Source organism: Paraburkholderia sp. BL10I2N1 (assembly GCF_004361815.1).
Classification (GTDB): Bacteria; Pseudomonadota; Gammaproteobacteria; order Burkholderiales; family Burkholderiaceae; genus Paraburkholderia.
This window is the reverse complement of the sequence record NZ_SNWA01000002.1, coordinates 36468-50254: the sequence shown is the minus strand read 5'-3', so window position 1 is coordinate 50254 and position 13787 is coordinate 36468. Positions and strand designations below refer to the sequence as shown.

The 13787-nt window shown below is 60.1% G+C and carries 12 protein-coding genes and 2 pseudogenes; 6 read left to right on the top strand and 8 right to left on the bottom strand.

Going from position 1 to position 13787, the window contains the following annotated elements; all coding sequences use genetic code 11:
• Positions 1-274: 274 nt before the first annotated feature.
• The gene (locus B0G77_RS22105) at positions 275-1282 is read right to left on the bottom strand and encodes a hypothetical protein (protein ID WP_133664277.1); all 1008 of its coding nucleotides are present in this window, start codon (positions 1280-1282) and stop codon (positions 275-277) included.
• Entirely contained in the window at positions 1252-1689 is a 438-nt protein-coding gene (locus tag B0G77_RS22100) for a hypothetical protein (protein WP_133664276.1), read from the bottom strand. Before B0G77_RS22100 ends, B0G77_RS22105 begins: the two co-directional genes overlap by 31 nt.
• A 505-nt stretch (positions 1690-2194) precedes the next feature.
• On the opposite strand from B0G77_RS22100, the gene B0G77_RS22095 reads away from it, so the two are divergent.
• Together B0G77_RS22095 and B0G77_RS22090 are read left to right on the top strand one after the other, a co-directional pair.
• A complete protein-coding gene (locus B0G77_RS22095) occupies positions 2195-2512 on the top strand; it encodes a hypothetical protein (RefSeq protein ID WP_133666809.1) in 318 nt (105 codons plus the stop codon).
• 167 nt (positions 2513-2679) lie between these two features.
• Complete coding sequence (locus B0G77_RS22090) at positions 2680-2940, top strand: transcriptional regulator (protein WP_133664275.1); 261 nt, start codon at positions 2680-2682, stop codon at positions 2938-2940.
• Positions 2941-3376: 436 nt separating this feature from the next.
• Here the strand turns inward: B0G77_RS22090 and B0G77_RS22085 are convergent, their stop codons facing one another.
• Both B0G77_RS22085 and B0G77_RS22080 read right to left on the bottom strand, forming a co-directional pair.
• Positions 3377-4624, bottom strand: a complete 1248-nt coding sequence (locus B0G77_RS22085; RefSeq protein ID WP_243751160.1) for a pyridoxal phosphate-dependent aminotransferase family protein — start codon at positions 4622-4624, stop codon at positions 3377-3379.
• A 788-nt stretch (positions 4625-5412) separates the two neighbouring features.
• The gene (locus B0G77_RS22080; RefSeq protein WP_133664274.1) at positions 5413-5880 is read right to left on the bottom strand and encodes a VOC family protein; all 468 of its coding nucleotides are present in this window, start codon (positions 5878-5880) and stop codon (positions 5413-5415) included.
• Positions 5881-6120: 240 nt separating this feature from the next.
• On the opposite strand from B0G77_RS22080, the gene B0G77_RS22075 reads away from it, so the two are divergent.
• The 4 genes from B0G77_RS22075 to B0G77_RS22060 all read left to right on the top strand — a co-directional run bounded on the left by B0G77_RS22075 (position 6121) and on the right by B0G77_RS22060 (position 9699).
• Positions 6121-6870 (top strand): SDR family oxidoreductase, encoded by a 750-nt coding sequence (locus tag B0G77_RS22075; RefSeq protein ID WP_133664273.1) that lies wholly within the window; start codon positions 6121-6123, stop codon positions 6868-6870.
• A 307-nt stretch (positions 6871-7177) separates the two neighbouring features.
• The gene (locus tag B0G77_RS22070; RefSeq protein ID WP_347814203.1) at positions 7178-7549 is read left to right on the top strand and encodes a BrnT family toxin; all 372 of its coding nucleotides are present in this window, start codon (positions 7178-7180) and stop codon (positions 7547-7549) included.
• Positions 7446-7781, top strand: a complete 336-nt coding sequence (locus B0G77_RS22065) for a BrnA antitoxin family protein (RefSeq protein ID WP_133664272.1) — start codon at positions 7446-7448, stop codon at positions 7779-7781. Before B0G77_RS22070 ends, B0G77_RS22065 begins: the two co-directional genes overlap by 104 nt.
• Positions 7782-8061: 280 nt before the next feature.
• A complete protein-coding gene (locus B0G77_RS22060) occupies positions 8062-9699 on the top strand; it encodes a methyl-accepting chemotaxis protein (protein ID WP_133664271.1) in 1638 nt (545 codons plus the stop codon).
• Between the two features lie 123 nt (positions 9700-9822).
• On the opposite strand, the pseudogene B0G77_RS22055 reads toward B0G77_RS22060, so the two are convergent.
• The 4 genes and pseudogenes from B0G77_RS22055 to B0G77_RS22040 all read right to left on the bottom strand — a co-directional run.
• A pseudogene (locus B0G77_RS22055) lies at positions 9823-10893 on the bottom strand (MFS transporter); the annotation flags it as partial.
• Positions 10889-11551 (bottom strand): annotated as a pseudogene (locus B0G77_RS22050) (hydroxymethylglutaryl-CoA lyase); the annotation flags it as partial. The pseudogenes B0G77_RS22055 and B0G77_RS22050, both read right to left, overlap by 5 nt.
• Positions 11548-12741: a CaiB/BaiF CoA-transferase family protein gene (locus B0G77_RS22045; protein ID WP_133664270.1), complete on the bottom strand. Its 1194-nt coding sequence runs from the start codon at positions 12739-12741 to the stop codon at positions 11548-11550. The gene B0G77_RS22045 and the pseudogene B0G77_RS22050, both read right to left, overlap by 4 nt.
• A 108-nt stretch (positions 12742-12849) precedes the next feature.
• Positions 12850-13785, bottom strand: a complete 936-nt coding sequence (locus B0G77_RS22040; RefSeq protein WP_133664269.1) for a LysR family transcriptional regulator — start codon at positions 13783-13785, stop codon at positions 12850-12852.
• Positions 13786-13787: the final 2 nt, after the last annotated feature.

Below are 13787 nucleotides of genomic sequence, written 5' to 3'. Positions count from 1 at the left end.
GGACTGCTCACACCGCCATGACCGCTTCCGGAGTGCAACGGACGCTCGCCTCGCCGAGTTGGTCGGAAAGTTATCGGCCTATGCCGACGTTCGCCGATCGAAGTCGTGCGGCGGTTGCTGATCGCTTTGCTGACTTTCATAAACCGGCGTCGGCGAATGTCAGCTCCCTCTGTCCATGAATGAGTCTTACCGACCCATCGCAGACGCTCGAGACGGGGGCGAAAAGTCTGCTGCGAGCACGGCAGCAGCCGATCGCATCGTGTGACTCAAATGCCTAGAAATATGTGGTTTGAGCGTGCTTCAAATGGTCGTGGTCTAGGATATGAACAATAGTGCCGATAGTATCTCCCTCGACATTAGGGCGATTTTCAAATATCAGGCCAGCGTATTCCTTGAATTCGGGGACGGTTTTCAAGCCGTTCAATATTCCAGTCTGAACTGCACCTTGACAGCGTGAGAGGCCAACCGACATCAATCGACCGCATAGTCTCAAGTCATCGGGCGTACAATCGATACTTCGAAATCCGGAGTGCACAGAAGCGTTTCGAAAATCTCTAATTTTGTCGACAACGACCTTCATTTGTTTTTTCCATTTCGAATATGACGTGTCTTTGGAAAGTTGTTTTAGTAAATCTCGGGAAATATATTTAGAGTAGGCATTACCCGGAAACCCAAGAAACTGCATCAGCGGGCTGGTAACGTCGTCATTCTCGTTCAATTTGAATAAAGCCTCAACCGCAAACCAGCGGTACAAGAGACTTAAATGCATGCTTTTCTCCCATCTTGCATTTCTCGACCAGTGAATTGACCGCTTATATCTGTCGAGCAAATCCCCGCTGCGATACGCAAGAAGCTGGGTGGAATTGATTTGCGGCATCGAGTGCGGTGATCTGATGAATAGCATCGCCGGTGCGAACTGATGCTTCGTAATCACTTGATACTCACCGGTATCAAGATTCTTTACGTATCCACACTGTGCCACCGCAAGGTGGCTCATTGTATATTCAACGGTTAATAGATCGAGCACTTCTACAAAATACTGATCTGCGAGAATATCGGCGTCATCGGGAGTCTCGGCCTGCACAATAACTGCGATTCGACAGGCAATCTCAATTTCAAGTTCAGCCTCAAGCTTCGTGGACTCAATCGAGCTTTTCAACATGGCTAGTTCGTCCATATCCTGCTTTTGAACAGGTCGGATTTCCACGTTTCCATGTACAATTGTGGCCGCTACTGCTATCCCCGGCTTCTTCAATAATTTGCATACATAAAAACTAGCCATGGGCGTGCCTGCGCATAGATGAAAATATTTCTACCAATCTCGTTTGCAAAATATTCTTGAGCTCTCTCAGCCTGCGGTGAAATTTGAGAGTTCCCCTTCATATAAAGAGAAATAAATTTTATCGCGAGAAAAATGTCTTTTAGCCACAATAGGCTTTCAAGGACGACGCTGAGCGACTCTGAATCTGAAAGACCTTCATCCATAGCGGCACTCAAGCTGTCTTTCAGTCTTTCTCTGTTATGGAACGCAAAATAATATCGACAGTGAAGAATAAATCTTTCTTTATTCTCCATGCTGGAACTCGCCAGAGCCTCGTCATACTTTGCGACAGACGGATCCATTCTTCTTATGGCGAGAAGAAATGCCAATTTATTTGCATATTTATTTTTCGGTGCCTCCTGCAGCATTTTTTCGCAAAAAATGAAGCCTCTATAATCCGGCCAGAATCGAGCAGGGATGCGACATAGTGACGTATGGAAATATAGTTTTTTGGTTTCGCGAAATATTCTTTTTCTATTGCATCCATTTTTTTAACTCACCATTATCGACATTTTTGGCTTAAAACTTGGTAGCTCACCTAAGCCGCTCACGAACTGATGCAATTCGCAGTAGCCTAACGCATAAACTATCACCGCATTTTGACTGTGACATATCGCGAATGGATTAACAAGTGAGAGATGAATGCTCGTCCTTACTCGCGTCGATCCATCATCGATACAACGTGAACGGCCGCTGACGGTCGAGCAGCAGTCGTTTGAGTTTGCATCGCTTAGGACTGGTTCTGGCCGCCTGTTGCCTGTCGTTGCCACAGCACCCGATCCCTTTCAAGAGCGGGCACAAGCGCCCTGCTCTTACGGCTTTCGTGGCTGCAATTGGGCTACACTGAAAGAGCAATCGAAGCAGGAGAAAGCCATGACAAACTCTGACCCGACAAGCACCTTCCGAGGGCTGCCGCTTACCGCGGAACAGGACGCGGAAGTAAGACACTACATAAAGGTCCGAACGCAGCGTGGCCTGCCGTGGGACACGGCAGAACTGAGCGCGATGGTCAAGGACATGCTGCAGCCCCCGGGTGACGGCAACGACCAATTCGATGCCCCGGCAGACGAAACGAAAGCGGCCGCCGAGCGTGCGATGGCGTCGGTCGACGAAGCGATGGAACCCATCGAAGCGAGCGAGGAACGGAATGCTGCCATGGAGTCGGAAAGCATGAAAGGGTCCAGGCGATAGTACCGCGAGCATCTATGCCTGCTTCATGGTGGTGCCGCATCCGGAGGGCGATTCCGACACGGACCTCACGGGTGCGGTGCGCATGATTTCTACACTCGAGCGACTGTCGTCGGTCCCCGTCGCGATCGGGCCCCACGACGTCTCCGTTGAACACAAGGGGGCCGAACATGCGGCTGATCGAACCGGATGAACACAAAGACTTTCTAGCGACCTTGGAGCGCAGTGGTTTGGCAGAAGGCGATTTCGATCTTCTGGAAACGGATACGACAGACCCGAAAGGTGACGAGAACCTCGGTCTACAGGGCTATGTCACCATAACCAGGCTATCGACGCAGGTTATGAAGGAATACGCGATCGGAGACGAAAGCGACTGGTTACAGCATTTCAGGAAGGATCTCGAAGCGGGCGTCTTCAATAGACCGGGATGAAATCCCGAATGCTATCGGGGTGCAGGTGAAAGATGGCCGCCTGGCCATGCGGGTACTCTTACAAGAGGCGGCATATTCAACCGGCACCCGGCAGAACCGCTTCGTCTGCCGGCCCACCGGTTGCACCTGGGCGGACAGCGGCTGTCGGCACTGACGGCAAGCGACCCTCTCCTGCCTTTCAAGTCCGCGAGCACCGAACGTCAGCTTCCAAGATGCAACGGCCCTTCCAGCGATCGGCCACACCGGCATGAGTTCGGCCGCACGGTCCCTCCTTGACGATGGTGATCAGGCTGCTTGCGATCACTGATGCGAACAGGAATGGATCTCGAATGTCAGAGAAAAGCGTGCAGAGATAGCACAAGTAAATCGCGCACAAATCAAACGCTCGGACAAGGCCCGATCAGGGATTCGAAGCTGGCGCGATCGAAGGAGAAAGCTACGACACCGCCTTTGCACCGATGCTTTCCATTACCGCGATGGCATGATCGATTTGCGTCTTGGTATGGGCGGCATTCATTATGAAACGCAGTCGTGCTTGTCCGAGTGGCACGGCCGGAAACTGGACTGAGTCGACGTGGACACCTTCTTCACGCAGTACCTTGACGTAACGTACGCACAGTTCCGTGTCGCCAATCAGGACGGGAACGATTGCCGTCTCGGTCGACAGCAGCTGGTATCCGAGCGGCCGTATGCGCTCGATGAAATAGCGCTGGTTGTCCCACAGTTTTTGGCGCCGTTGCGGCTCTTCGGCCATCAAGTCGAGCGCAGCCAGTAGGGCGCTAGCCTGGTCCGGCGGCGGCGGGCAGGTAAAACCATATGCGGAACTGGTAAGCCGGATCACCTCAGCCATATCGCGATCGACTGCCACGAACCCGCCAATGGCGCCAAATGCCTTGCTCAACGTGCCCATCTGGATGATATGGGGGCTGTAGCAACTGAAATGTTCCGAGGTGCCGCCGCCATGCTCGCCTAGCACGCCGGTAGCATGCGCATCATCGATATACAGGATGGCGCCATAGCGCTCGGCCAGCGCCACCAAGTCCGGCAAGGGGGTAATCGTCCCTTCCATGCTGAACACGCCGTCGCTGACGATGATTGGTGTGGTGCCGCCCCCCGTCTGCAGGAGCGACTCCAGATGATTCATGTCGCAGTGTCGGTAGGTGTGGCGCAGTGCGCCGGACATTTGGATGCCTTCCCGAATGCTGATGTGATTGAACTCATCCGAGTAGTAAGCATATTTGCGGCGAGTCTTGGGGCGGTAGCCGTGTAAGCGCGCCAGCGTAGCGGCTTTGACCAGCGTCGAGAGCACGCCGAGATTGGTCATGTAGCCAGTCACGAACAGCACTGCGTCGCTTTTGTGCTTGAGTGCACCCAGGCGTGCCTCCAGTTCGCGATAGACCTCTAGATCGCCGCCCAGAAGGCGCGACTCGCAGTTACCGACGCCATAGCGGTCCAGCCCCTGCTTGGCGGCAGTCACCAACCGGGGATGATTCGCCAGCGCCAGATAATTGTTCGAACTGAACGAAACGAATTGACGCCCATTCGACATGAAGGTGGGATCCGGCAGTGTCGCGTGAACGTCTGATACGTGGTGAATAGTGTGGCTTTCCAGCCATTGGGCGATTTCGCTTAAGTCATGCATGATGTTTTCCGTTTTGGCGCTGCCACAGATCGTGCCGGCCAAGTGACTGGAAAAATCACATTCGGCGAAGCTGTTCAGGAGAGGTGGTCTGTCGCGAAGTCATTCAGAATCTGCCCAGATCGGTACCGGCGCATGCTTTGCCATCGCGAAACGGTGGAGCGTACCGTATCAACCGGGTTTTTGTAAATGCTTTGTGGTCTGGTTCCACGGGGTCCGGATCAGGTCGGATAATGACGCTGGATCCTCATGGCTCCATAGCCGGTTGTCGAAAACCGTTCGTGCCCGCCGATACAATTCGTCTGTTCTTGCAGGCACAGCGCTTTAGGCGCGTTGTAGTGGCTGGCAACGTCCGGCGATCCGTTTGCTGTCGATCAACGGAACGTCTGATCTGCCACAAGGTCCCGACGCCCGCCGCGCCCGCTAATTCGGGGTTCGATGGGCCATACCCCACGCGGTGCTCGGCTAAGAGTCAGCGATTCTACTGTAGCTAGTCGGCTTCGCAACTTCATGTCCCGCCCCGGTCAAAAAGCCCCAGCGATTGACGGGCGAAGGTCCGTTATCCGATTGGACCTGACGTTTGAGTGTCCGTGGGAGCGCGCACGCGAGCGACTGGATATGGCCGGCTTGCGACGATCGTGCCCGCCCGAGATCGCCCCTCGTCGGTGAGCTCTCTCGGGGGCGAATTTCCGCTGCACGCGGCGAGCACTCGCGCTTAACCCGGTTTTCCGTTCCGCTGCGCCTCAAACCCCAACGTCACGACCACGACGCCGCGCAAACGCGCGACAGCCGCGTCCCCGGGGTGCCAACGCCCGGGCACGCGGCCGTTCGCGCTACTGCGCCATCTTGCGCATCGCTTCCTGCATTTCCTCCGGCGTCACATCGCGTTTGTGCGTTCCGACAGACCAGCGGTGCCCGAACGGATCCTCCAGTTGCCCGTAACGGTCGCCCCAGAACATGTCGGCGACCGGCATCGTCACCTTTGCCCCAGCCGCGACAGCCTGTTCGACCGTGGCGTCGGCGTTCTCTACGTAAAGGTGAATCGTAACGGGCGAGCCTTTCAGCGCTTTGGGCCCGAGCGCGCCGCACTCGGGCATTTCATCGACCAGCATGAGCGTCGAATCGCCGATGCGCAGGCTGGCATGCATCAATCTGCCTTGCGGGCCCGGCAGGCGGACCAGTTCGACGGCGTTGAAGGCTTTCTTGTAGAACTCGATGGCGTCGGCGGCGCCGGCGCAGACCAGATGCGGGGTAAGCGCGTGCATCCCCTCTGGAATCGCCTTGACGGCAGGCGTAGACATGGTTGCAGCTCCTTTGGTGGGTTTCGTCAGTAGAGAGAGGCCGCCTGAAGCGCAGACCTCCATCCGTACGACGCGCCAGCGGCTAAAAATTCGACACGTTTCGAAAAAAATTTTGTGGAGGAAACGAAAGCGCTCCACATGTTCGATCATTTCGAACGTTTCGATCTGCACCATCGCACGTCAAATCGCGTCCGCCGGCCCACAATGCTTTCACACCACCAACGTTCACAGGAGAACGTCATGAATCGCTTTGAAGGCAAGACAGTGCTGGTCACAGGCGGCAACAGCGGCATAGGTCTCACGACCGCGCAGGCGTTCGCCGCAGAAGGCGCGCGCGTCGTCATCACGGGCCGCGACGAAGCCTCGCTCGCCGCCGCCCGGGCAACCCTCGGCGCCGATGCACTGGCCATTCGCAACGACGCAGGCTCCATCGCCGCCGCCCGCGACCTCGCAAGGCAGCTCGGCGCGCAAGACATCAAGCTCGATGCGCTCTTCATCAACGCGGGGATCGCCAGATTTGCGCCGCTGTCGGATATCGAAGAAACGCTGTGGGACCAGACGTTCAACACCAATGTCAAAGGCCCGTTCTTCCAGATCCAGACTCTGACGCCGCTGTTTAACCAGGGTGCGTCCATCGTGCTGAACGGTTCGATCAACGCGCACATCGGCATGCCCGCTTCGTCCGTCTACGCGGCCAGCAAGGCCGCGCTCATTTCGCTCGCGAAAACGCTGTCGGCCGAACTGCTGCCGCGCGGCGTGCGGGTGAACGTCGTCAGCCCGGGTCCGGTCAGCACGCCGATCTACGGCAAGCTCGGCCTGGATGACGAGACGCTCGCGAATACCGCGGCGCAGATCAAAAGCCAGATTCCGCTCGGCCGTTTCGGGACCCCGAACGAAATCGCCGCGACGGTGTTGCACCTCGCATCCAGCGAATCCGGCTTTATCGTCGGCACGGAGATCGTCATCGATGGCGGCATGAGCCAGCTGTAAGCGGCGGATTTCCGGGCTGGTACGCCCGCCCGGCGCAGTTGCGCGCCAGGCGGGCGTTTTTGTCAGCCGGCGTAACGGCGCTCTGTAGATCAATCGCGGCTGCCCTGGACGAGACAAACAGAAGCAAGCGGCCCGCCAGCATTTTTTACATTCGGTCGGAAGCCGGAAGGTATGGTTTTCATTGGTCAAACTGGCTGGCAGCGCCCTGCCTCCGACCAACATCGCTTAACCACCGTCCGGGAGAACGCAGCATGAAATATCCGACCACGACAACCAGTTTCGTCAACTTGCCCACTTGAATTATTGTATGTACAATAATTCACTGGAACTAGAGTTCGACCCGGACAAGGATCAGATCAATCGCGCGAAGCATGGTGTGGCCCTCGCCCTTGCGGACTATTTCGAATGGGACAGCGCAATCAGCGCGCTCGACAGCCGCTATTCATATGGCGAGCCGCGGTTTGTCGCCTATGGACTGATCGGCGATCGCGTCCATTGCATGGTGTACACGCCACGCGGCGAAACACTACGGTTAATCAGCCTTCGCAAGGCCCACAAACGGGAGGTGAATGATTATGTTGAGCAGACGCAGGATTGTGAGGCCGAGCGACGAAGAAAATGCCGCGATCAATCGTGGCATTGCAGCGGACCCCGACACGCGCGAACTGAGCACAACTGAAATCCGCCGCATGCGCCCCGCACGCGTGACGCTGCCGGAACAGGTCGGTCAGGAATCCGCAGCCAGACTGCTGAAGCGCCGTGGTCGGCCGCCAGCGGACAGCACCGAGGTCGCGACGAGCGTTCGCTACGATCGCGATGTGCTGGAAGCATTTCGCGCGACTGGCGATGGCTGGCAAACACGCATGAACGACGCGTTGCGAGACTACGCAAAGACTCACGGCATGATGTAACTCTAACCCGCTTCGGCGGGCTTTTTTATGCCTGTCGACGCCGCGATCAGTCCGGCGCATTCTGCTGCCCATCGCGCGCCTCTAAGCGAGCGACATCCGCCCAGACCCAACCAGGGTTTCCCTCCAGGGGTTTTTCTCCACGAATCCTCGCCCCGTTTTTGCCGACAACCCATAGAGACGGTCGCGTGAAGCGAGCCGTCCGTACGACCGCGCCACCCAGACGCGATCGCGATACACCTGTTTCTCCAGATGTTTTCGACAGGCACACGAGGTTGCCGCAATGCACAAACTCAGCTTCAGGAAGAAACTCTGGCTGCCCCTTGCGATCAGCCTGATCGCCCTGCTCATCGTAACGATATCGGCAGCGTGGATGTCGCGTGAAACGCGCATCGAAGAGCGCAAGAACGATCTCGTCAACGCCGCGCATATTGGCCTCAGCATCGTCGAAGAATATGCTGCACTCGCAAAAAGCGGCGCACTCACCGAAGCGGACGCGCGCAAACAGGCACTCGAGCGGCTGCGCGACGTGCGTTACGGCGAGGACGGTTATTTCCTCGTGATCGACTCGACCCCGCGGATGGTGATGCATCCGATCAAGCCGGCCATGAACGGCAAGGATCTGAGCAGCAACGCCGACGCCGATGGCCGCCACCATTACGTGACCTTCGCCAAAGTGGCCCAGGCGCCGCAAGGCGGTTTCGTCGACTATGTGTTTCCGCGTCCCAAGGCGGCTTCGACGGAAGCAGTCGGCAAGCTCGGCTATGTCGTGCGCTACGCCCCATGGGACTGGATCATTGCGACAGGCGCCTATGTCGACGACATCGACGCCGCGCTGGTGCGCTCGCTCTGGTTCGCCGGCGGCGTGTTCGTCGCGCTGGCGATGCTGCTCGCGACGCTGGTGGCCTTCACCAATCGCAGCATCCAGCGCACGATAGGCGGCGATCCAGACCATGCGGCGCAGGTTGCCGATACGATCGCCTCGGGCGACCTCGGCACCGCCATCGAAACGCACGCCGACGACACCGCGAGCCTGATGGTGGCGATGCGCCGCATGCGCGACGCGCTGGCCCGCACGATCGGCCAGATCCGCAACGCCGCCGATCACGTCGCCACCGCGTCCCGTGAAATCGCGACCGGCAACGCGGATCTGTCGGCACGTACCGAGAGCCAGGCGGCATCGCTTGAAGAAACGGCCTCGAGCATGGAGGAGATCACTTCGATGCTGCGCCAGACCGCCGATAACGCCAGCACGGCCAGTCATCTTGCGACTGGCGCTGTGCAGATCGCCGATCGCGGCGAAGCGATGGTCATGAACGTCGTGACCGCCATGCGCGCCATCTCGGACGAGTCGCGCAAGATGGAAGACATCGTCGGCGTCATCGAAGGCATTGCGTTCCAGACGAATATCCTCGCGCTCAACGCCGCCGTCGAAGCCGCCCGCGCCGGCGACCAGGGACGCGGATTTGCCGTGGTCGCCGGCGAGGTCCGCACGCTTGCACAACGCAGCGCGACTGCGGCGAAGGAGATTCGCGGCCTGATCCAGAACGCGGTCGGCAAGGTGGGAACAGGTGCTGAACTCGTCGAACGCACAGGTGAGACGATCCAGGAGACCCGCGCCGCCATTGCGCGCGTGACTGACGTCGTACAGGAGATCGCGGCGGCCGCGGCACAGCAGAGCAGCGGCGTCGAACAGGTCAACAGCGCGGTTGCACAGATGGACACGATGACGCAACAGAACGCCGCGCTGGTCGAGCAGGCCGCGGCGGCGGCGGCGTCGCTGGAGGAGCAGGCGCGGCATCTCCAGGCCGCGGTCGTCAGCTTCCGGATCGACCCGGCCGACGACGGAAGCGAACGGCGCATGGTTGCAAGCTCAGGAACGCCGTCAGGCGCTCCCGGCAGACACGCTATCCACGCATGACCTGTTGCCCGATCGGGCGGCGCCTTGAGTGATGTTTCGGGCGACGTTAGTACACGAAAGCAGTTGACCGGCAAGCCTCGCGCTCAACTGCCATCAAAACTGCCATCCACTGCCTTGAGCGGCTCAACGCCCCGCCGGATAGTCCTTGCTGCGCAGCGCAGCTGGCACGCCGTACAACAGGATCAGCGCACAGATCAGGCTCAATGCGCCGATCACGTAGAGCGCCGGCGTCGTGCTTCCGGTCACGTCTTTAATCCGTCCGACCATCACCGGGCTCACGATCCCGCCGAGTTGTCCCAGCGTGTTGATGAGCGCGATGCCGCCCGCCGCGGCCGCCCCGGTCAACAGCTTCGGCGGCAGCGCCCAGAAGGCCGGAATCGACGCCACCACCCCGGCGCCCATCACGCCAAGCGCAACGATCAGGAGGCCCGTCTGTCTATCGAAGAGGCCGGCCGCGAAGAAGCCAAGCGCAGCCATCACGAGCAGGCCGCAGACGAACTTCCGTCGCTCGCCCGATGCATCGGACATCCGGCCGACCACCACCATGCAGATCGCGCCGCACACGTAGGGAACCGCCGTCAGCAGACCGATCACCGTGGGATTCTGCGTGCCGGCGGCGCGGATCAGATGCGGCGCCCAGAAATTGAGGCCATACGAGGCGACCTGGATCAGGAAGTAAATGAGCCCGAGCGTCAGGAAGCCGGGCGTCCTGATCGCCCCGATGAGCGAATGACCGCCCGTGTGGCGCGGCTGCTGCTGCGCGATCCGTGCGGAGAGGTACATCTTCTCCGCACCCGACAGCCAGCCGGCATCCTCGATGCGGTCCTTCAACACCTTCAGCACCAGCACGCCGAGCAGAACGCACGGCAGCCCGCCGAGCAGGAACAGCCAGTGCCAGCCGGGCATACCCCACACGCCGCTCAGATGACTGAGGACGAGCCCGGAAAGCGGTGCCCCCACCAACCCGGAAAACGCCGAAGCGAGGAACAGCAGCGACGTGATGCGCCCGCGATAGCTGGCCGGAAACCACAGCGTCAGGTAGTACAGCACACCGGGCGCAAAGCCCGCTTCCATCGCGCCGATCAGAAAACGCAGGCCGTAGAACTGCCACTCGTTGCTGACGAACACCATCGCCGCCGTTGCAAGCCCCCACGAAATCATGATGCGCGCGATCCAGCGGCGCGCGCCGACCTTGCGTGTTGTGAAAATGCAGTGTCAGCGCATCGGCCCCGATGCGTTCGAGCACCCGCGCGACGAGCCGTGCAACCTGACGCGGATTCGCCATGCCGGTGGTGTCGGCGAGCGTGATGCCGTGCACGCCCAGTTCGAGATACGCATCGACGATGGCCAGCACACGGTTTTCGTCGATCGTTCCTTCGAACGGGCAGCCGAAGGCGGTCGCCACCGTGCCGTTCAGCGTGACGGGCGAGCCCTTGACGACCTTGACGAGCGTGACGATTTCGCCGAAGCCGGTCAGCGAGCGCTCGCAGCTCATCCGCATGTTCGCGCGGTTGTGCGTCTGGCTGGCGGACATCACCAGATTCAGTTCGTCGGCGCGGGCGGCGATCGCACGCCCGGCACCCTTCACGTTCGGAATCAACGCAACGTAGATCACGCCCGGAGCGCGCCTGATGCGCTGAAACACGTCCTCGCCGTCCCGCAGCGCCGGGATCGCTTTCGGCGAGACGAACGAGCCTGCCTCAATGCGCGTGAAACCGGCCGTCGAGAGGCTGTCGATCAAGGCGATCTTGTCGTCGGTCTCAACCCATGTGGATTCGATCTGAAGCCCGTCACGCGGCGCGACTTCCTGGACGATGAGCCGGTCCTGCAGGGTGTGATTGAAGGCGTTCATTGCACGGCTCCTTCGCGGCGAAGGCGCTCGATTTCGTGAGGATCGAAACCGAGTCCGGCGAGCACCGTGCCGGTGTGTTCGCCGAGCTTCGGTCCCGGCCACTGCACTTCGCCCGGCGTGTCCGACAGCTTCGGCACGATGCCCGGCATCTTCACAGACGTGCCATCCGGCAGGCTCGCCTGCAACAGCATCCCGCGCGCCTGATAGTGCGGGTCGGCGACGATGTCCTCGATCGAATAGATGCGGCCGGCGGGCACCTGGGCCTGTTCCAGCGCGGCGAGAATGTCATCCGTCGAGTGATGCGAGGTCCACGCGGAGATTGCCTGATCGAGCATCGTGCTTTGCGCCGCGCGGCCGTCGTTGTGCGCCAATGCCGGATCGTCGGCGAGGTCCGGGCGGCCGATCAGGTTCATCAGCCGACGGAAGATCGGATCGCTGTTGCCGGCGATCACGACATAACCGCCGTCTTCGCTCGGATAGGTATTCGACGGCGCGATGCCGGGCAGCGCACCACCGCTGCGTTCGCGCACATGGCCGAGCAGGTCATACTCGGGCACGAGGCTTTCCATCAGGTTGAACACGCTTTCGACGAGCGAGACATCGACGATCTGTCCGTCGCCCTGCCCCGTCTTCACGCGCAGGAGCGACATCAGCGCGCCGATGACGCCATGCAGCGACGCGAGCGAATCGCCGAGACTCACACCGACGCGCGACGGTGCACCATCCGGCTCGCCTGTCGTGTAGCGGATTCCCCCCATTGCTTCGCCGATCGCGCCGAAGCCTGGCCGGTCTCGATACGGGCCGGACTGGCCGTATCCGGAGATACGCACCATCGTCAGCTTCGGGTTGAGTGCGTGCAGCACGTCCCAGCCGAGACCGAGCCGTTCGAGTGCGCCGGGACGAAGATTTTCGATGACGACGTCGGCGTCCGCTGCGAGCCGCTTGACGACGTCGATGCCATCAGCCGATTTCAGATTGACGCAAACAGATTTCTTGTTGCGCGACTGCAGATACCACCACAGCGACGTGCCTTCATGGAGTTTGCGCCACTTGCGCAGCGGATCGCCGTCAAGCGGCGCTTCGATCTTGATGACCTCCGCGCCGAATTCCGCGAGCATCCTGGCGGCGAACGGTGCGGCGATGAGCGTGCCGATTTCGATGACACGGATACCCTTGAGGGGGCCACTCACGGTGCTGTCTCCTGACTCTATCTCGAATGGGAGACAGCTTAGGAGCGCGCCCGTCACCGCGTCCAACCGCATTTCGGCAACGAGTGTTCGCGAAACGCGAACGCTCGCTCAGCAAGGCGTGGTGCGGCCCGTGCGTGCTTCGACGGTACTCAGGTGATCGAACAGCAGGCGGCTCACAGGTGAGAGCGCGTCGACATCGCGCACGACGATGATGAGGCTGCGCGCAGCCCACTCTTCGTCGAGCGTCACGGCCGTCAGACCCAGCGAGCGCCCAATCGCGTTGTAGACATCGAGAGGCAGCACGCCGAGCCCCATCCCCGCCTGCACCATGCGGCACACGGCATCGAAGCCCGGCACATGGATGCGCAGCCTCAAGGGCCTGCCGGCCTGACGCGCGGCGAGATGAGTGCGCATGTTGATCGAACTGGCCGCGTGCAGGCCGACGTGGTCGCTGTCGAGCGTGTCTGCAAATGTCACGCTATCCCGGCCAGCAAGGGGATGGTCGTCGCGCATCACGATCACGAGGCGATCGTGCCGGTAGTGCGAGACGTGCATTCCGCGAGTATCCGCATCGCCGGAGCAGATGCCGAGGTCGACCAGGCTGTCGGCGACGGCAGCAATCACACCGCCGCTCGGCCGCTCTTCAAGTTCGACCCTCACCCGGTCGTTGATCGCGAGAAAGGCGCGCAGATCCTCAGGCAGAAATTCGACGATCGCCGACAGGTTCGCCATCATGCGCACGTAGCCGATCACGCCCGTCGCATGCTCGGCGAGTTCGAGGCCGATGTTCTCGATGTCGCGCAGCACGCGGCGCGCGTGGTGCAACAAGGTCTCGCCGGCAGGTGTGAGTTCCATGCCGCGCGCCTTGCGCACGAACAGTGCGGCGCCCAGCGCTTGTTCGAGCTCAAGCAGCCGCTTGCTCGCGGCGGACACCGCGATAGCCTCGCGCTCGGCCGCGCGCGTGAGCGTGCGCTCTTCGTAGACCGCCAGAAACAGTTGCAGCGTCGTGAGGTCGAGTTTTCGTAACAGGTTGTTCAGCGCCATGC

Excerpts from the sequence above, each read along its gene's own strand:
- B0G77_RS22070 (WP_347814203.1), top strand. The coding sequence starts at position 7,178 with ATGTACAATAATTCACTGGAACTAGAGTTCGACCCGGACAAGGATCAG.
- B0G77_RS22060 (WP_133664271.1), top strand. The coding sequence starts at position 8,062 with ATGCACAAACTCAGCTTCAGGAAGAAACTCTGGCTGCCCCTTGCGATC.
- B0G77_RS22095 (WP_133666809.1), top strand. The coding sequence starts at position 2,195 with ATGACAAACTCTGACCCGACAAGCACCTTCCGAGGGCTGCCGCTTACC.
- B0G77_RS22040 (WP_133664269.1), bottom strand. The coding sequence starts at position 13,785 with ATGGCGCTGAACAACCTGTTACGAAAACTCGACCTCACGACGCTGCAA.
- B0G77_RS22080 (WP_133664274.1), bottom strand. The coding sequence starts at position 5,880 with ATGTCTACGCCTGCCGTCAAGGCGATTCCAGAGGGGATGCACGCGCTT.
- B0G77_RS22090 (WP_133664275.1), top strand. The coding sequence starts at position 2,680 with ATGCGGCTGATCGAACCGGATGAACACAAAGACTTTCTAGCGACCTTG.
- B0G77_RS22065 (WP_133664272.1), top strand. The coding sequence starts at position 7,446 with ATGTTGAGCAGACGCAGGATTGTGAGGCCGAGCGACGAAGAAAATGCC.
- B0G77_RS22105 (WP_133664277.1), bottom strand. The coding sequence starts at position 1,282 with ATGGCTAGTTTTTATGTATGCAAATTATTGAAGAAGCCGGGGATAGCA.
- B0G77_RS22100 (WP_133664276.1), bottom strand. The coding sequence starts at position 1,689 with ATGCTGCAGGAGGCACCGAAAAATAAATATGCAAATAAATTGGCATTT.
- B0G77_RS22075 (WP_133664273.1), top strand. The coding sequence starts at position 6,121 with ATGAATCGCTTTGAAGGCAAGACAGTGCTGGTCACAGGCGGCAACAGC.